15 protein-coding genes are annotated in these 18,356 nt (G+C 57.5%); 7 read left to right on the top strand and 8 right to left on the bottom strand.

The features are described from left to right. Positions 1–15 precede the first annotated feature (15 nt). Together ACR0FE_RS15415 and ACR0FE_RS15410 are read right to left on the bottom strand one after the other, a co-directional pair. On the bottom strand, positions 16–2,760 hold the full coding sequence (locus ACR0FE_RS15415; RefSeq protein WP_480913691.1) for an aminotransferase class I/II-fold pyridoxal phosphate-dependent enzyme: 2,745 nt from the start codon (positions 2,758–2,760) through the stop codon (positions 16–18). Positions 2,761–2,810: 50 nt separating this feature from the next. Continuing rightward, the gene (locus ACR0FE_RS15410) at positions 2,811–3,779 is read right to left on the bottom strand and encodes a carbon-nitrogen hydrolase family protein (RefSeq protein ID WP_480913749.1); all 969 of its coding nucleotides are present in this window, start codon (positions 3,777–3,779) and stop codon (positions 2,811–2,813) included. Between the two features lie 478 nt (positions 3,780–4,257). Here ACR0FE_RS15410 and ACR0FE_RS15405 point away from each other — a divergent pair, with 478 nt between their 5' ends. After that, on the top strand, positions 4,258–5,313 hold the full coding sequence (locus ACR0FE_RS15405; RefSeq protein ID WP_480913689.1) for a tyrosine-type recombinase/integrase: 1,056 nt from the start codon (positions 4,258–4,260) through the stop codon (positions 5,311–5,313). A 66-nt stretch (positions 5,314–5,379) separates the two neighbouring features. On the opposite strand, the gene ACR0FE_RS15400 is transcribed toward ACR0FE_RS15405, so the two are convergent. Together ACR0FE_RS15400 and ACR0FE_RS15395 are read right to left on the bottom strand one after the other, a co-directional pair. Next, a complete protein-coding gene (locus ACR0FE_RS15400; RefSeq protein ID WP_480913687.1) occupies positions 5,380–6,486 on the bottom strand; it encodes a ParB/RepB/Spo0J family partition protein in 1,107 nt (368 codons plus the stop codon). Beyond that, positions 6,483–7,790 (bottom strand): AAA family ATPase, encoded by a 1,308-nt coding sequence (locus ACR0FE_RS15395; RefSeq protein ID WP_170611545.1) that lies wholly within the window; start codon positions 7,788–7,790, stop codon positions 6,483–6,485. Before ACR0FE_RS15395 ends, ACR0FE_RS15400 begins: the two co-directional genes overlap by 4 nt. A gap of 462 nt (positions 7,791–8,252) precedes the next feature. Between ACR0FE_RS15395 and ACR0FE_RS15390 the strand changes: the two genes are divergently transcribed. The 6 genes from ACR0FE_RS15390 (at position 8,253) to ACR0FE_RS15365 (ending at position 14,341) form a co-directional block, all read left to right on the top strand. Further along, positions 8,253–8,936, top strand: a complete 684-nt coding sequence (locus ACR0FE_RS15390) for a DnaA N-terminal domain-containing protein (RefSeq protein ID WP_170679209.1) — start codon at positions 8,253–8,255, stop codon at positions 8,934–8,936. 714 nt (positions 8,937–9,650) lie between these two features. Continuing rightward, a complete protein-coding gene (locus ACR0FE_RS15385) occupies positions 9,651–10,742 on the top strand; it encodes an ABC transporter ATP-binding protein (protein WP_170611548.1) in 1,092 nt (363 codons plus the stop codon). Then, entirely contained in the window at positions 10,742–11,671 is a 930-nt protein-coding gene (locus ACR0FE_RS15380) for an ABC transporter permease (protein ID WP_170611550.1), read from the top strand. Before ACR0FE_RS15385 ends, ACR0FE_RS15380 begins: the two co-directional genes overlap by 1 nt. 3 nt (positions 11,672–11,674) lie before the next feature. Next, complete coding sequence (locus tag ACR0FE_RS15375; protein WP_170611552.1) at positions 11,675–12,484, top strand: ABC transporter permease; 810 nt, start codon at positions 11,675–11,677, stop codon at positions 12,482–12,484. Positions 12,485–12,503: 19 nt separating this feature from the next. Next, positions 12,504–13,541: an extracellular solute-binding protein gene (locus ACR0FE_RS15370; RefSeq protein WP_480913685.1), complete on the top strand. Its 1,038-nt coding sequence runs from the start codon at positions 12,504–12,506 to the stop codon at positions 13,539–13,541. A gap of 437 nt (positions 13,542–13,978) precedes the next feature. Then, on the top strand, positions 13,979–14,341 hold the full coding sequence (locus ACR0FE_RS15365) for a cupin domain-containing protein (RefSeq protein WP_170817115.1): 363 nt from the start codon (positions 13,979–13,981) through the stop codon (positions 14,339–14,341). A gap of 17 nt (positions 14,342–14,358) precedes the next feature. Here the strand turns inward: ACR0FE_RS15365 and ACR0FE_RS15360 are convergent, their stop codons facing one another. The 4 genes from ACR0FE_RS15360 to ACR0FE_RS15345 all read right to left on the bottom strand — a co-directional run bounded on the left by ACR0FE_RS15360 (position 14,359) and on the right by ACR0FE_RS15345 (position 18,354). Beyond that, entirely contained in the window at positions 14,359–14,619 is a 261-nt protein-coding gene (locus tag ACR0FE_RS15360; RefSeq protein ID WP_480913683.1) for a CBU_0592 family membrane protein, read from the bottom strand. Between the two features lie 8 nt (positions 14,620–14,627). Next, positions 14,628–15,776, bottom strand: a complete 1,149-nt coding sequence (argE, locus tag ACR0FE_RS15355) for an acetylornithine deacetylase (RefSeq protein ID WP_480913682.1) — start codon at positions 15,774–15,776, stop codon at positions 14,628–14,630. Positions 15,777–15,893: 117 nt separating this feature from the next. Then, the gene (locus ACR0FE_RS15350; protein WP_480909442.1) at positions 15,894–16,832 is read right to left on the bottom strand and encodes a LysR substrate-binding domain-containing protein; all 939 of its coding nucleotides are present in this window, start codon (positions 16,830–16,832) and stop codon (positions 15,894–15,896) included. A gap of 25 nt (positions 16,833–16,857) precedes the next feature. Then, on the bottom strand, positions 16,858–18,354 hold the full coding sequence (locus ACR0FE_RS15345) for an aldehyde dehydrogenase (RefSeq protein WP_480913680.1): 1,497 nt from the start codon (positions 18,352–18,354) through the stop codon (positions 16,858–16,860). Positions 18,355–18,356: the final 2 nt, after the last annotated feature.

The following is an 18,356-nucleotide window of genomic DNA, read 5'->3' as shown; positions in this document are numbered from 1 at the left end:
ACCTCTCCCCTGATATTATTTTTTGACGGACTCCAAAGCCTCTTGGGTAAACACGCGCAGACCCAGGTCTTCGCGGAAACCATGAATTTCACTGACGTCCAGCGCCCGCATGAATGACAGGATTTCCGGACTGATGACCTGACCGGGCACCAGAATCGGGAAGCCTGGCGGATAGGGAATAATGAAACTGGACGAGACAAGCTCTTCACCCGCTTCAAGCCGCGCCATCAGCTTGTCATCGGTCGGAATATAGTCGCAGTTGTCCTCGTCATAAGCGAGGAAAAACGCGGTCCGGATATCTCCTTCGGGCGTATCTGATCCATCCCTGAAGGCATCGTGGAACCGGCTGAAATCCGGCAACGGCGGCACGTCTTCGACCAAAGCCTGGACCCGGTTTTCAAATGACCTGCGTTCCATTTTCGAGGCATCGTCCAGAAGCTCGTCCAGGTCATTGGCAATTTCGACCAGCACTTCGATCAGGTATGCGACCGAGGATCGGGTTGTCCCGATATTGGTCATGAACAGCACGGTGTTCCGCGACGTCTTGTTGATCTGGATGCCATATTTGTCCATCAGGATCTTGGTCTTGAACGTGTCGCCGTCCCAGCCTGTTCCACCCACGGCCAGCGTTATGCGTGTCGGGTCCAGTACAAATTCGTCCTGGCTCCACATCGTCCACTTTTCGACCCAACCGTGATCAGGATCATAGTAAGCCTCGACGCCGCTCTCCCGGAACTGTTCCGGAATCATTTCGCCGGCAGTCACCACCGTGAAATACTTCTGCAAAACCGGATGGTCCGAGATGGCCCGCCGGATCGACATGGCTGTCTCGATCTGCTTTTGCACAAATTCGAAACCTTCCAGTTCGACCTGTCGGCGCCCCACGTCCAGAGAAGCGATGATCTGGTAGTTTGGTGAAGTCGAGGTGTGGGTCATGTAGGCCTCGTGGAAAGCCTGCTCCACCTCGCCTTTGAAGTCCTGATCGTTGACGTGAATCATCGACCCCTGCCGCAATGACGTCAGAGTCTTGTGGGTCGATTGCGTGGCATAGACGCGGACGCGGGCATCGGGTGGCGGAACCAGCCGGGTCTCGAGCAGCTTTTCGTGGCTCGCACTCTCAAGCTTTTCCTGCTGGGCCGCCCAGGCGCTGGCCGCTTCCGGCGTGCGCAGCGTTTGCCGCAACACGTTTGCAACCCCCATGGCGGTACGCTGGCGGTAGGTCGGGTCAAACCGCGCAAAACCGAACCAGGCTTCGTCCCACAGAAAGATCAAGTCCTTCTTGATGGCCAGACACTCTTCCATGACACGCTGAACATTGTAGACAACCCCGTCGAAGGTGCAGTTGGTCAACAGCACCATCCGGACGCGATCCAGCTTTCCGGCATCTTTCAGCTTCAACAAGGTGTGCTTGATCTCTTTCAGCGGCACGGCACCGTACATCGAGTGTTCGTGCAGCGGATAGCTGTCCATATAGACGACGCTCGCCCCGGCCAGAACCATGCCGTAATGGTGCGATTTGTGGCAATCCCGGTCGACCAGAACAATGTCACCGGGTCGAACGACCGACTGAACAACGATCTTGTTGCACGTCGAAGTGCCGTTGGTGGCAAAGAACGTGTGTTTCGCCCCAAAAGCGCGGGCGGCCATGTCCTGCGCTTCCTTGATCGGGCCGCGCGGTTCCAGCAGGCTATCCAGCCCCCCCGAGGTCGCGGATGTTTCGGCCAGAAAGATGTTAGACCCGTAGAATGCCCCCATGTCCTGAATCCAGTGCGAACGGCTGATCGATTTGCCGCGGCTGATCGGCATGGCGTGGAAAACACCAGTTGGCTGCTTCGAGTATTCTTTCAGGGCCGAGAAAAACGGGGTTTTGAATCTGCGATCGACGCCGCGAAGGATGTTCAGGTGCAGTTCCTGAAAATCTTCCTGATTGTAAAAGACCCGTCGGCAGCGGCCCAAATCCAGCCCGGCAATATCCTCGGCAGAACGGTCTGTGACAAGATACGCGTCCAGTTCGGGTCGGATTTTCTCGATAAGCCGGCAGGCCTCTGGTCCGTATTCATGCGGGTCGAGGCCGTCAACATCCTCGTCCTCGCTGACACGCGTCAGGTACTGGTTCAGGATCGGAAGATCGATCTTCGACTTGAGCGACAAGCCCGGCCTGATCACCACGGCCTGAACGTTGTAGTTGAACAGAACCCCGATCAGCGCGTCCTCCAGCGACGGAACAATGACCGGTTCATAAATGAAGGAATCTTCCAGCCGGCGCATGCGCAGCAGGTTTTGCCGCAGGAATCTTTCCTGATGTTCAGTGACATCGTCGACAATCAGCACCTCGAAATAGGGCCGCCCCAATGCGCGGGCTTCCGGCGCAAGCGAGGCTTCGTCTTCGTAGTCTTCATTGTCTATTTCATCGGAAGACAGTGGGATCGACCGCCGCCGGTAAGCGCCCGAGGTCAGCGCACGTGCAATACGACGGACGCAGATCGACAGATCCTGAACATTGCCATTTTGCAGAAGACGCCGCAGATGCTCGAATGCGTGAATTCCGGGGAACGCCCAATAAAGCTCGATCGGTTCCAGAGCATCGAACAGGTGCTCTGCCGTCGCCATCAGCTTCTGGCTCTGTCGTTTTTCCCGCCCATGAAGGGCGAGGCCTTCAGCCGCTTCGCGTAAGGCGCTCCATCGATCGGCGCGAAGTTGCGTGGCGCTGTAATAATCTCGTAGGGACGGCAACTTCTTCTTCTGCGAGTGCAAGTTCAATACCTGCCTCCTTTCTGTCGCGTCCGGATCAGTGCCGCCCTCTGATCCGATTAATCCGAACCTGTCTTTCCGTGTAAGACAGAAAGGTTAGGCGGCGTCAGCAAATCTCTTTCCGCTTCTTCAATCGAAGTTCTGGGGTCGGATGCCAGCAAACCGCGATCCGAGCCCTGCCGGGGAATTTCCAGCGGCCCGAGCGTGTTCAGGTAAGCATCGGCACCACTCGTGCGATCATAAACCGTGAAATCCGCGTCGCGATCCCGGAAGCTCTTGAGAACTTGCCCAAGTCCCTTGAGACCGGTTTCCCTTTGACGCCGCACCTGATCCAGATCGATTTCGATCGGGAACATGTCTTCCTGTCCGGCGGACTGGTGCAACACTGTTGCTGATGGGTCGACCACCAGCGAACGACCGACACCACCGGCCCCCAGGCCATTCACGTCAAAAACGTAACACTGAAACTGCGCCGCGGTCGCCCTTGCAATGGCAAGTTCCGCTTCGCGGTCAGTGGTCCCGGTCAGGACCGGGTGAAGAAGAACTTCGACGCCCTGACTGGTCAATTGCCGCGTCGTTTCCGGAAACCAAATGTCGTAGCAGATGGAAAGGCCAAAACGCCCGACATTCGGGACATCAAAAACACAGAAATCAGTCCCGGCTGATATCCCAGCCTCATACGGCCGGAAGGGAAACATCTTCGAGTACTTGGCGACAATTTCGCCGTCGGGATTGATGACGACGGAAGTGTTCAGAATACGCCCATCTTCGGTTTTTTCGAACATCGACCCGGGGATCAGCCAAATACCGAAGCGGCGCGCATCCTCCTGAAACTGCAACAAAGCGTCATTCGGGAAGGGCTGCGCGAAACGGTCCAGTGGCCCATACGGCGCAAGTTCGGAAAACAGAACCATCTGAGTCCATGGAAACCGGGCCATAAGAATTTCAATTCTATGGCGCATCGCCTCGACGTTCGAATGAAGCGCACCAACGTGCATCTGAACACCGGCGATCGCAAATGGAGTCATATTGGGCATCTCTCCCGAGTAAGCTGTCTGATCACCTTATTTTCAGGCGAACCCCGTGACCAGCCTGTTTTTTTGGGGGCCGCAGATTTCTGTCGCAAACTGTTTGACCGCTGGCCCTCGTGAACTTGGCGATGAGTGATTTAGGGAATTGGCAAGGTGCCAGTCTGTTTTTGACTTGCGTCCATGCTGGGGCTTGTCGCCAATCTGCCCGCCCTGCCCCGGTCGGAATGGCAGCGCGAGGATCGACGATTTTCCGGTCATACATGTCGCATCACCTGATTGGTAAAATAGTCGTCTCGCTCCAATACATCGGCTTTTGAATAATTGTTGTTCGTATTTCCATCTTCTCATCATATGCGCAAAAGTTCTATGTTTTGCTCACTACTCCGAACGCGGTCCCATGTGATCACTTATATCTGATAAGTACTGCTTATCGGATCAATTGAAAAGCGAACCAAATTGACGCAGAATACGCGCTATGAGTACCCCTGCCCCATATCTCCCAGCCTCTTCTCTTGCACTGTCCTCTGCAGATCAGGACGCGCTGACCGATCTCTATGTCCGCGGCACGCCGGAGAACACGTTACGAGCGTACGAACGTGACCTGGTCTACATCACGGCCTGGAAGGCCGCTCGGATGGGCTCGATCCTCAACTGGCCCGAGAATGAAGAAACCGCCCTCGCCTTCATCCTCGATCATGCCCGGGATCTGAACGACGCGCCGAAAACGGATGTCGCCCGCCAGACGGCAGAAGCGCTGATTGCACAAGGGTTGCGCAAGTCAATGGCCTGCCCGGCCCCCTCAACGCTGGACCGGCGTATCGCCTCCTGGCTGGCCTTCCACCGGATGAAGAATCTTCCCAGCCCGTTTGAGGCGCCGCAGGTGAAGCAAGCGCGGGCCAAGGCACGCCGCGCCGCGGCCCGCCCCCCTGCCCCAAAATCCGCCCACCCCATCACCCGCGATGTGCTTGAGCAACTGTTGGCGACCTGCCGTGGCAGTCGTCGCGATTGCCGCGACCGGGCGATCCTGATGCTGGGCTGGGCCAGCGGCGGGCGCCGCCGCTCGGAAATCACGGCGTTGATGCGCGAGGATGTATCCCTTAAGGAATTCGGCAAGAGCGGTGTCATCTGGCTGTCCCTGCTGGAAACCAAGACCACCCAGAAGGGAGAAACCCCCAGACTGGTGCTGAAAGGCCGAGCAGCGCAGGCTTTAGTGCATTGGATCGGAGTTGGGCAGATCAAGGACGGCCCCCTCTTCCGCCCGATCTCGAAAGCTGATCGGGTGCTGAACCGCCGCCTTTCCCCCGACGCGGTAGCGCAGATCGTCAAACATCGATTGAAGCTGGCCGGTCTGCCCGAAGACTTTGCCTCTGCCCACGGTCTTCGTTCGGGCTTTCTGACCCAGGCCGCATTGGACGGCGCCCCGATTCAGGCAGCCATGCGACTGTCCCTGCACCGCTCAGTCGCGCAGGCGCAGAAGTATTACGACGACGTCGATATCGCAGAAAATCCCGCTACGGACCTTTTGGGTTAACACGAAAAAGGGTGCTGGCTTCAAATCCAGCACCCCACGGAAGCTTCACATGTTCTCTGTAGGTTCTTACCCGTGGGTAAGATCATCCTCCTCTCGCAGGTATTCAATCATCGTTGCAATGGCGGCCTCCAGCCTCGCACGATCAACACGCGTAAAGTCCAGATCGTGCCTGATCTCCAACCGTCCACTCGAGGCCGAACACTTTGCAATCCCCGCGCGGCCAGACACCTGAAACGTCGTTTTCGCCCGGCGCGGCTTTCCGGGACTGTCCGGTTTCGGCCTGGCAACAGCTTCCGAGGCCTGTCCCAAAAAAGACCGGAGAATCGCCACCTCTCGTGCGTTGTCCCTGTCGGGTTCGCTCATCAACGCAGTGCTGACTGCGCGGATCAAACCCGGATCGGAATCAAGCTTGCGCTTCAGTTCGACCCCCACATTTCGCGGGATTTCATTTGGGTGATTCAGAACCTTGTCCAGCCTGGTCAGCAGGCTCGCGAATGCCCGAATATAACTTCGCTTTGTGTAGCTTGCTGATTTGAAAAGAATCGAAACCGCCTTGTCCACATCCGCACAGTCATTGGCCGGATCCTCTGCGTAGGCCCGGGCCAACGCACCCATTTCCGCAAAGGAGATGTCCTTTCGGATCAGGTTTTCATCCACCATACGCCGATAGCTGCTGTCCAGATCAGCGGCGTCCGAAATGCCGGCCGGAATTTTTGCGTAGATGGAATCGCCGGTTTCTTCCAGCAACAAACGATAAGCGGAAAGGCGGCGCATCCCCTGAATCAGGTCAAATCGCCCGTCTGCGCGACGCTCCAGCCGGATCGGGTTGGAAAGACCGATTTCCCTGATCGACGCTTTCAACTCCTCCAATTCCGGATCCGAACCGGGTTTGCGATCGCGCGTCAGTTTTTCTGTAACGACGTCTGACAGGGCTACACGTTCCGTCACCAGTCCTTCGGCCCGCAGGCTCACCAGTTCATGCGCAAGCCTGTCGTTTTCCGCGCGAATGGCATCCTCGGTTGACTGCTGATCGCGCAGAGCACCAGCATTCTCCGAGATTGCTGCGGCCATCGGACCCCGCCGCTTCTCCAGAACTTGGTCCGGAACCTTACCCACGGGTATGTCTTCCATGGCAGGCATATCAATGTCGAACATTCTGCGTTTGCGGGTCATGCGTCATCCTCCAGCTTATCCCAGGCCGACAGCATGACGCCCCGAAACTCTTCATATACGTTGTCAAAGGTCGATCGTGCGCGGCGCCAGGTTTCCCGGGTCATCTCTCGGTAATCCATCTCGTAGACCGAACTGAGGAAACGACCGGATTGTTCAACCGCGCGGGTCATCTCGACCGGGTGCTCGGCCACGTGTTCCCCGAACACCTTTCGAAATGCGTCGAACATGGCGTGGTGCAGGGCGTTGCCGGGCTCATATCGCGTCAGCAGAAAGCGCAACTCACAGAAGGTCTTGGGAAGCCCGATCTTACCCGTGGGTAATGTTTTGTCGAACCCATAAGCGAGGTCCTCCAGAGCTTCAGCAAGCTGGCCAATGAACGAGGTCGTGGAGTCGTATTCCCAGTAACCCGGGCCGGATGGGACATACAGCATGTCCGCCGCAAACACTGCGTTCATCGACTGGTAGCCAATGGCAGGCGGGCAGTCGAACAGGATCAGGTCGTAAGAGTCATCGGGGATCTGGTCCAGATAACGCGATACTGCCGCAAAGAACGACCATTCCGGATTCAAGTGCCGGTACTGAGCCGAGGCAAACTCGACAAAAGCGGCGTTGGCGCAGGACGGGATGGCGTCGATGCTGGACCAGGACGTCTGCTTGATAAAGTCACCGATCCGCAGATCACCGAGCCCCATGTCCGTAATCGATGGCGGCAACTCGCGGCGGGGCAGGGCGGTCCCGGATTCGGCGGCGGCGGGGCGGTTGTTCATCCGTTGGGTCTCGCGGATAAGATCACGCGCCATAATGCCCCAGACCGTAAAGTCTTCGGCAACATCCGTCAGGCCCATCGAATGGCTCAGTGTCGCCTGCGGGTCGAAATCCACCACCAACACCCGGTAGCCATCCAGTGCCGCGGCATGGGCCAGATGCAACGCCACCGTAGACTTGCCCGCGCCACCTTTGAAGTTGGCTACAGCGGCACGGATGGCACGCTTGCCGGCCGGGCGGGGCGGCATCAGGGTCTTGCGGTTCACCTTCAACCGTCGACGCAGCTCGTTGACTTCTTCCAGGCTGAACCATCTCTGCCGGCCATCTGGCTCCACCTCACCACTGGGCAGGGTCGGGTCCGAGGCCAGCTTGCCCCGAAATGTGGATTGGTTGACCTTAAAGATCAGCTCCGACACTTCCCAGCTTGAGAACCGGCGGAGGGTCTTCTCCATCTCAGGGCTAAAGGTCTGCTGGCGAATCCAGCCCTGCAATTTGAGCGACTGATTACGCAATGCATTCAGGTCTTCGTGCGTGTACATGCCTCGGGTCTCGTTCCTTAGGACGTTAAATTTTGTGGTTTTCATATTTACGCTTGATTTGCAGCTTTGGCAAAAGAAATTATGATGGGATGACAATCTTACCCACGGGTAAGAAAACAAGGGCCATCGGCACGTGGGCCGATTCGATTCGCGACGCTGACGAGGAAAGGCGCTCGCTAGGGCGAACGCTCCAGAATTAGGGGGTCAATAAGTTCGAATATACAGCATTTAGGGGGACAAAATACCCAAATAAGGGGACAGACAGGGTGTCCCCTATCACCAATACTTCACCAATTTCTTTTCTTTTTTGATTGCCGGAAATAAATCCCCAACCGCCCAAAACAAGACAGCTCTTGACAGAATCGATGCGCTGGACGCTAATTGGGACATCATCACGAAAAGCGTTGGAAAAGCGCGAGGCGGTAAGCAACCGCGTGAGGCAGATAGAGCGGTGAGGGACAAATGCAGGTTGCAAAACCGGTCGGGCGCAATGCCTCGGCCCTGAAATATGACATTCTATCGGCGCTGTCTGTCCACGCGCTGTCTGGCGACAAGCATCGCCAGCGCAGCATTCTTCGCATAATGGTTCTGATCACCACCCGCTACAACTGGCGCAACAACGAGCTTTCAATCGGGCGCGAGGAAATTGCGCGCCTGTGGTCCGTGGATGAACGAACCGTCAAACGCGAGATGGCCAAGCTGCGCGGCAGAGGGTGGATTTCAGTCAAACGACCGGCAGCACGGGGGCGGGTTGCGGTCTATGAACTGGATCTGAAGCAGATCATGATCGACACCGAAGAGATCTGGCCTACTATTGGCAGGGATTTTCAGGACAGGATGGGGCAGGCCCCGGCCGAAGAAACCAACATCATACCGTTCAAATCCAAACCTCCGGCTCCGGAATCAGGTGACGATGACGTCTGGCGGTCGGTCCAGGCGTTTCTGTATGAACGCGACCCCGAGCTTTGGTCCAGTTGGTTCCAGCATCTGGTTGAGGCTGGCAGGGCAGGGGGGGTGGCCACCCTGATTGCGCCCAGCCGTTTCATGGCGGATTACATTTCGCAAAAATGGACAACCCGCGTTTTGGCAGCGTATGCGCGTGTGGACCCTTCTGTCCGAACCCTGCGGATCGACGCTGCGGAATAAGTCAGCGAGGGCAGGCAAGACCAGCTGATAACCATACGGGTCACCGGCGTCGCCTCTGATTGCGCCAAACGAAGGTTTTCTGAACATCGCGGTTGCGATGCGGGGTATTTGTGGAAAAGTAATCAAATATGGGTGGTGCGCAAAATGCCCGTTTTTTGCGTATCAGTATCTGACTGAAGCTTTAACGCATGTTTCCGGAAAGACCTGGAAGTTCCGTAGTACGTGGCCCGTCTCAGCCAACATGGTCCAAGATGGCCAAATCACGCCGGGCTTTTCTTCTTACTACAGTTGATCCAAATGGCCGGCTTCCGTCACGATACTACACGAAGAAAATGTCGGGCGTTGTCTTCAAGGCGATGGCCGCGTGCCCGGTGGTCAACGGTTCCTTGTAACCGTGTGAAAAACGGTCTTGGCCATTTAGCTTGTGTCTTGTGGTACGCTGTGTCGCAATTAGTCTGCCCCGCACGCGATGAGGGTCTTCCGCCCTGGGCTGTACAAAACCAAGCGGCAATCCAAGGTGCATTTCTGGCAGGTGAGGGGCCACGCGAACCACGGGGCAACGACCAGGCATTCCATTGGTAAATGCCTGCGTCGCATCAGGAAACAATAAATGATTAGGTTTAGCCTAATGTTTGGTGAGGAACTCAATTCTTCAGAGGTTTCGCCGCTCCGTATATACCTGTGCCAAATTTCGCGGTGCTTAGGGAGGCGGATGTGTCTGACAGTGGAAATGTCGCGATTGACGTGCGGGATGCGGTCAAGCGCTACGGCGACTTTACGGCGCTGAAAAGGATCTCACTGTCGATCATGGACAATGAGTTCTTTACGCTTCTGGGGCCGTCGGGCTGCGGCAAGACCACTTTGCTGCGGATGATTGCCGGGTTCGAGGACGTGACCGAAGGCGCCATTTTCCTGTATGGCGATGAGATTGAAAACCTGCCACCGAACAAGCGCCCGGTGAATACGGTGTTCCAGAACTATGCGCTGTTTCCGCATATGACCATTCTGGACAACGTGGCTTTTGGGCTTGAGATGCGCGGTGCGTCGAAGTCTCAGGCGCGCACGAAAGCCGGTGAAATGCTGGAACTGGTGCAGCTCAGCCAGTTTTCGGCGCGCAAACCAAGCCAGCTTTCGGGCGGCCAGCAACAGCGGGTCGCGTTGGCGCGTGCATTGGCGCCACAGCCCAAAGTGCTGTTGCTGGACGAGCCGCTATCCGCCCTGGACCTGAAGCTGCGCAAGGCCATGCAGCTTGAACTGAAGCACCTGCAGCGGGAAACCGGGATTACCTTTATCTTCGTGACGCACGATCAGGAAGAGGCGCTGACCATGTCCGATCGCATTGCGGTGATGTCAGCGGGTGAAATGCAGCAACTGGGCGCGCCGACGGATATCTATGAGCGACCGCGCAACATGTTTGTTGCCGATTTCATCGGCGAGACGAACCTGCTGGAAGTATCCGTCGACGGGCTCCGGGACGGTCGCGCGATCTGTCATCTGGGCGGCGGGCACGAATTGACCTGTGATCAGGTCGAAGGTGTCGGGGTGGGGTCTAAGGTTCACATGTCGATCCGGCCCGAGCGTCTGTACATGTCCGACAAACCGGTCGAAAGCGAAAGCCTCAAGGGGCGCGTGAAGGACAACATATTTGTCGGCACCGACATCACCACGATCGTGGATCTGCAGGACGGACCCGATTTCGTGGTGCGCACGTCGAACTCTGATCGCGGCAACAAGCGCATCTTCGAGCCGGGCACCGAGATGTTCGTCAACATGGAGCTGGGGGCCGCGCGCCTCCTGGTGGACTGATGGCCGCCGGTGCAGCAAGCGGCGGCAGCGCAACGACCGACACCTATAAGGAGGCCCGCACTTGGCTGCTGTTGCCTGCATGGGTGACGCTGAGCATTTTGGTCCTGGCACCGGTGTTCATGATGCTGGTCTACTCGTTCCTGACGAAAGAGTTCCGCGGCGGCGTGATCTGGGAGTTTTCGCTGGCCGCTTATGATCAGTTCTTCTTTGACCGTGGTCTGTTCGGGGATGAACCGCCCAAGATCGAATGGACCTACCTCACCATCTTCTGGCGTTCGATCTGGCAGGCGGGCGCGGCGACGGTGCTTAGCCTGGTGATCGGCTTTCCGACGGCCTATTTTATTGCCACCCGGCCCGAAAACATGCGGCCCGTCTGGGTGTTCCTGATCACGATCCCGTACTGGGTGAACCTGCTGATCCGGACCGTGTCGATGAAATTCCTGCTGCGCGACCAGGGTCCGCTGAATGATTTTTTGATCAGCATCGGTTTGATCGACAGCCCCCTGCATATCGTCAATACCAACTTCGCGGTGCAACTGGGCCTGTTCTATTCCTATCTGCCCTTCATGGTGCTGCCGATCTACGCGGCGGTGGAACGCTACAACTTCGCGCTGAGCGAGGCGGCAGCGGATCTGTATGCAACCAAGTGGACGACTTTGCGGCGCATTCTCCTTCCGGCGGTGAAGCCCGGCGTGATCGCCGGATGCATCCTTGTGTTCGTTCCCTCAATGGGTTCCTTCCTTGCCCCCGACCTGCTGGGCGGCGCCAAGAACTTTATGATCGGCTCGCTGATCGAGGAACAGTTCAAGGGCAATGCCGGTAACTGGCCGTTTGGCGCGGCTGCGTCGATGATCCTGCTGACCATGGTTCTGATCCTGCTGATGCTGTTTGCACGGCAACAGGCCAAAGCCGAGAAAGCGGAGGGCTGACCGATGGCAAGCAAGCAATTCGACATCAAGTCCTATCGCGGCTTCAAAGGTATCACCCTGTTGTGTCTGATCGTTCTGTATGCGCCGCTGCTGGTCGTGACGATCTACAGCTTCAATGCCTCGCAATCACTGACAAACTGGGAAGGTCTGTCGCTGCGCTGGTATGCGGACGTGTTCACCGGACCGGAAAGCGATAAGTTCAAGCAGGCCGCCAAGAACAGTTTTATCATCGCCATCGTTGCAGCCACAGTGTCGACGTCAATTGCGACCCTGGCGGCGACCGGAATGGTCCGGGGCGGCAGGTTCAAGCTGCGCACCCTGTCATTCGGCCTGATCAGCCTGCCATTGATGGTGCCCGAGATCGTGACGGCCGTTGCAACCCTGATCTTTTTCAATTCGATCGGATTTGAACGCGGCATCATGACCATCCTGCTGGCTCATATCGCGTTCTGCATTCCCTTTGCCTATTTGCCGATCTCGGCCCGGATGCAGGGGATCGAGGACAGCTATGAACAGGCCGCGCAGGACCTTTATGCCACCAAGCGGCAGGCATTTACCAAGATTCTGCTGCCGCTGATGATGCCCGGTATCATCTCGGGCTTCCTGCTGGCTTTCATCGTCAGCCTGGATGACTTCATCATCACCAACTTTGTCAAAGGCGCGGGTGTCGAAACCCTGCCGACGGCGATCTTCGGTTCGGTCAAACAGGGTCTCAAACCCAATATCATGGCGATTTCGACCATGCTGCTGGCCGTGTCCGTCATCATGGTCACGATAAGCTACTTCGTCAGCAAAACTGACAACACGAAATAACCAACAGAGGGAGAACACAATGAAACATATGATGAAAAGCGGCGTCGCCGCGCTGGCCCTGACTTTGGGCGCAAATGCAGCAGCAGCCGAAGGCGAACTGGTTGTCTATCACTGGTTCGAATACATCCCGCAGGAGCTGATCGACAAATTCTCCGAGGAAACCGGCGTCGAGGTGACCATGGACACCTACGATTCAAACGAGGCGATGCTCGCCTCGCTCAAGGCTGGCGGGATCGGAACTTATGATGTTTCGGTGCCGGGCGACTACATGGTGTCGATCATGGCAGGCGAGGGCATGCTGGACACGATCGAAGACGGCGAACTTAAGAACAAGGGCAATATCGAACCCGAATGGGCCGATCCCAGCTTTGACCCCGGCCGCAAACACTCGATCCCGTATCAGTGGGGCTCGACCAGCTTTGCCGTGAACCGCGACGTCTATTCCGGCGACATCCAGACCACCGACATCCTGTTCAACCCGCCGGCCGAGTTGCAGGGGCGGATCAACATGCTGGACAGCCAGGGTGAGGTCATGGCCATGGCGGCGCTGCATATGGGCATCCCGCAGTGTTCCACCGACCGCGAACAGCTCAAGGCGCTGAACGCCATGCTGCAAGAGGCCAAGCAGCACTGGTCATCCTTCAACTCGGACACCGCCAAAGAGGTTCTGGTCTCGGGCGATGCGGCGGTCGGCCAGATCTATGACGGGTTCTCGGCCAAGGCGCGCGAGGAAGGCGCAAATGTCGAATATGCCTACCCGACACAGGGCTATATCGCCTGGATGGACAATGTCGTTCTGCTGAAAGATGCCCCCAACCGTGACAACGCGCTGAAATTCATGGATTTCCTGCTGGAGCCGGAAAACATCGCCGCTGTCACCAACTTTGCTCGCTATAACGCGGGGGTCGCAGGCGTCGAAGAGTTCCTGGACCCCGCGCTTGCGACGCAACCGGAAAAGAACCCGCACGACAAGGTCGGCCCCGGTGTCTTTATCGAGGTTTGTTCGCAGGAAGTTCAGGCCGTCTATGACCAGATCTGGACAAATCTGAAGAAGTAAACTCTCCCCGTGCAATAAGCACCAATTTACCGGGCGGCCAGGCCGCCCGGTCTTTTACTCTATCGGTACTGCGACGAGTTTGAGCAGCAGCAGGAAAAGCGCACGCTCGGTGATGATGTCCAGCTTGCGATAGGCGCTTTTTGAGTTTGCGCAACGCTGCATCCATGGTGGTGCAGGTTCGGCGCTGCCGTTGGGTACGGCTGTTGTGCTGACGTCAAAAAAACCCGAAGATCACGTCTATCAGAACCTGATTGTGTGCGGGGACGAGTGGGAGGCGCAGGCGTCAAATCCGTCAGCCGGATCGGCGATTGCGAGGCCCCGTCGGTCTTTGCGGCAGCCGTCCATGCCGGACACCGCTGGGCACGGGACCTGGATAGCAGCGAGAGGCCGGTGCCGAAAATTCTGCCGATGCCACTGCGTTAAAAAAGGAGGAAAGCATGACCAAACCTATCCGCTTGCTGGCCGATGGCCACCCCGAATCCGGCTTTGTCCCGTCTTCCCTAGTGGCTGACGGTGATTTCACCACCTCGGACAAGACCGAGACCATAAGCAGCTTTTTCGAAAGCCGGGATGAGAAGATTTCGGTAGGGGTATGGGAATGCGCGCCCTGTCGCGAGGATATCGAGGCTTATCCGGTGGATGAGATGATGACCGTGATCTCGGGTTCGGTCACGCTGACCGGATCGGACGGGGTGGCGCAGGTTTTTGGGGCCGGAGACACCTTTTTTGTACCCAAAGGCACGCCCTGTACGTGGGAAATCACGCAGACATTGCGCAAGTTTTACATGATTGCGGAATGATAGGCGCGCGGCGCGGGTTACCGTGCGCCGCGCAAGTTTCGCAAGACCGCCAGAACGGCGATGAAAATGAACATGACCTCGATCACGATTGCGCCCGGATTTGGCCGATGGATCAGGGAAATCATGACCAGTAATCCGCCCAGAATGTTCCAGGCATTGAAGGGTATCTTGTTTGCGGGAAGGACATTGCATGTCGCCAGATAGTAGACACACACGATAACTGCCGACCCCAACAGGCCGATTCCGTCAACAAGAGTGAGGTCCTGCAGCAATTCCATATCCGGTCTCAGTGGCTGATATCGGCCAGGATACGGTCCATCATCGCGTCACAGGCGCTGAGTTGCCCGAGGTCCAGATATTCGTCCGGCTTGTGTCCTTGCCTTTCCATAGATCCCGGCCCGCAAACGACGGTGGGAATGCCCAACTCGCTGAAAAACCCGGCCTCGGTGCCAAACGCGACCTTCGTGGTCGCGTTGCTTTGCGACAGCTTCAGGGCATAGCCGATGACGGCATCCGTGTCGGGCACGTCCAGACCGGGATAGGCGTTATATTGTTCGACCTCGACGCGCGCCTCGGGGCATAGGTTCTGATACGCCGCACCAACTCTGTGGGCCGCATCCTGTATCTGGTCGAGGATATCTTTGCCGCGATCCGATGCCAGATGCCGGTATTCAAAAGTCAGCTCGGCGCGGTCCGCCACGATGTTCAAAGCCTTGCCGCCGGACATCATGCCGACGTGAAAGGTTGTGTAGGGAACGGAATATTCCGGGTCGATGTTTCCACTTGAGGCATAGGTTTTTTGCAGGGCGCGCAACTCATTCACGAAATCAGTCGCCAGGTGCAGCGCGTTGACGAATTTCGGCGCCAACGCCGAATGCCCGCTTTGCCCGTGGCACACGGCCCGCAATGCGGCTTTGCCCTTATGACCGACAGCGACCTGCATCTCGGTGGGCTCGCCCACAAAGCAGGCGCGGGGTTGACCCAGCATCGGTGCCAGCCGCTCCAGCATGTGCTGAATGCCAACGCAGCCGACTTCTTCGTCATAAGACAATGCAATCCTGAGCGGCTCGCGCAGGTTCGAGGTGCCTGTGCGGTCGGCCAAAGCCATGACCGAGGCCACATAACCCTTCATGTCCGTTGTGCCGCGCCCGTAAAGCCGGTCACCTTCGCGGGTCAGCCGGAAGGGATCCCTGGTCCAGCTTTGCCCTTCGACCGGAACGACATCCGTGTGCGCGGATAGCAAAACGCCATCTCCGTCCGGTCCCTTTTCGGCATAAAGCCCGGTTTTCTCGCCGCCGGGGTCGGTGATGCGGTGAACAGCAAAACCGCGCGCCTCAAGAAACGCTTCGACATAGCTGGCCAGCTCAAGGTTCGAGTTCTTGCTGACCGTATCGAAGCCGACCAGCTTTTCCAGAATTTCCAGCGAAGACGTCATACCCTTTGTGCCTGTGATTTGGATGAAAATACCCGTGTTGTGCACAGCCTATACGACCTGCAAAAAACATAAATCCGGGATTGGCGAACCAGAGGTTAGGATAAAACGAAGCTGATATCAGCCCGCTTTCTGATTGCAGAGACCCGGGAGCGTGCCGGACTTCTCGGCTTGTTCACAATGCTCGACAAAGGCCTTCACCGTATTGGTCTCATTCTCGGCGCGCGCTGTGAGCAACCCAAGATGCATCGGTCTGAGATCCCCTGCCAAAGGAATGAAGATCAGCTTTTTGCCATCGGGCGACAGCACATTCAGGGGGCGGATATTTGCGATCGAAAATCCGAAGCCATTGGCCACCAGGGACCGCATCACGGACATGTCGGCAGTGCGTTCCCCGATATTCGGTTTGATATTGGCATCCCGGAAGAAAGACAGGAAATACTCACCACTGAATGGCAGGTCCAATAACACCATCGGGCTGTCCTGAAGATCGGGGATCGTCAGCTCTGTCCGGTCGGCCAGCGGGTGGCCTTCACCCAGGACAACATAGGGCGGCAGCTTGTGAAGGGGCCGGAATTCCAGATCGGCAGGTATATCCAGATCATATGTCAGCGCGATATCCAGTTCTGCCCGGCGCAACTGGCTGAAGATTTCCGCCTGATTGAGTTCGCGCTGCTCGATGCGCACGTCGGGGTATGTGATCTCGAATTCCCGCCGCAATCCGGGCAGGACGATCTGCGCAAAGGTCATTAGACAACCCACAGAAAGGATGCCCTGAACCTTGCCGGTGATTTCACCTGCCAGCGTCGCCAGAAGTTCGGCCTCGCGCAGAACGAATTCGGTGCGTTCCATGAACTTGTGCCCGGCCTTGGTCAGTGACAGGCCCCGTGCGTGTTCACGCACGAACAGATTGACGCCGAACTCAAGCTCAAGCTGGGTGATCGCCGCCGAGATCGACGGCGATGAGACATTCAGTTTGTCGCTGGCAGCGGCGATGCTGCCTGCCTTTCCAACGGCCACAAAGTATTCCAGCTGCCGCAGCGTGTATCTGAAAGGCAATGGCGCATCCCCGCGTGGTTGCGGATCAAGCCGTGTACTTGATCCACGTGGTCTTCAAAGCAGTATACTTTTCAAGCGAGTGCAATGACAAATCCCGTCCGAAGCCCGATTGTTTCATGCCGCCAAATGGCGTTTGGGCAGACAGGGCGTCAACGGTGTTGACCGAAACAGTGCCGACCATCAACTTGTCGGACACCCGGCAGGCGCGGCTGAGGTTGTCGGTCCAGACCGAGGCCGCCAGACCGTAGATCGAGTCATTCGCCATGGCGACGACCTCATCCTCGCTGTCAAAGGGAATGACCGACAGGACGGGACCAAAGATTTCATCGCGGGCCAGAGGGTTGTCGTGGCTCACGTCGTCAAAGATGGTGGGCTGAACAAAGCAGCCCTTGCCGTCGACAGTGACACGCTCGCCGCCGGTAACCAGATTGGCCGATTTCTTGCCTTCCTCGACGAAACGGATAATGCCTTGCGTCTGCTTTTCGTCGACGATGGCACCCATTTTCGAGGCCGGGTCCAGCGGGTCGCCCGGCTGCGTCGCCTGCGCCCGTGCGATCAGCTTTTCGACGAAGGCATCCTTGATCGAGCGTTCGACATAAAGCCGCGAGTTGGCCGAGCAGACCTCGCCCTGATTGAAGAATATTCCAAAGGCGGCCATGTCGGCGGCAGTGTCCAGATCCTCGCAATCGGCAAAGACAAGATTGGGGCTCTTGCCGCCGGTTTCCGGCCAGACCTGTTTCAGGTTCGACTGCCCCGAATACTGCATGAACATCTTGCCGATGGCGGTCGAGCCGGTGAAGGCCAGACAATCCACTTCCATATGCAGACCCAGCGCGCGACCGGCCGTCGCGCCATAGCCCGGCACGACGTTGAAGACCCCGTCCGGGACACCGGCCTCGGCGGCCAGTTCGGCCAGGCGCAATGCCGAAAGTGGCGATTGCTCGGCCGGTTTCAACACAACCGAGTTTCCTGCGGCCAGCGCGGCGGCGGCTTTCCACGTGGCCATGTCCAGTGGGAAGTTCCATGGGGTAACGGCGCCAACGACACCAAGGGGGACGCGGCGGACCAGTGCCAGATCGCCGGGACCGGTGGGGGCAACCTCGTCATAGACCTTGTCGATGGCCTCGGCATACCACTGGAAGAAATGCGCGGACCCCGGCGCGTCGATGGTGGCGGCATCTGTGATCAGCTTGCCCATGTCGAGGCTGTCCAGCAGCGCCATCTCTTCCAGATTGTCCCGGATCAGATCGGCCAGTTTCAGCATCACCGCCTTGCGGTCCCCCGGTGCCATGCGTGACCAACGGCCATCTTCGAACGCAGCGCGTCCCGCGGCCACGGCCCGGTTGACGTCCTCTTCGTCACATTCCGCAACTTTGGTCAGAACCGCGCCGGTGGCCGGATTGACGCTGTCAAAGGTCTTGCCTGAGGCCGCATCGACGAACGAGCCATTGATGAAGGCCTGCCCCCGGAACGACAGACCGGCGGCACGGGCTTTCCAGTCTTCGTGTGAATAGTCCAACATTC

The organism is Ruegeria sp. K7 (genome assembly GCF_056531785.1).
This window is presented reverse-complemented; position numbering and strand designations above follow the sequence as displayed.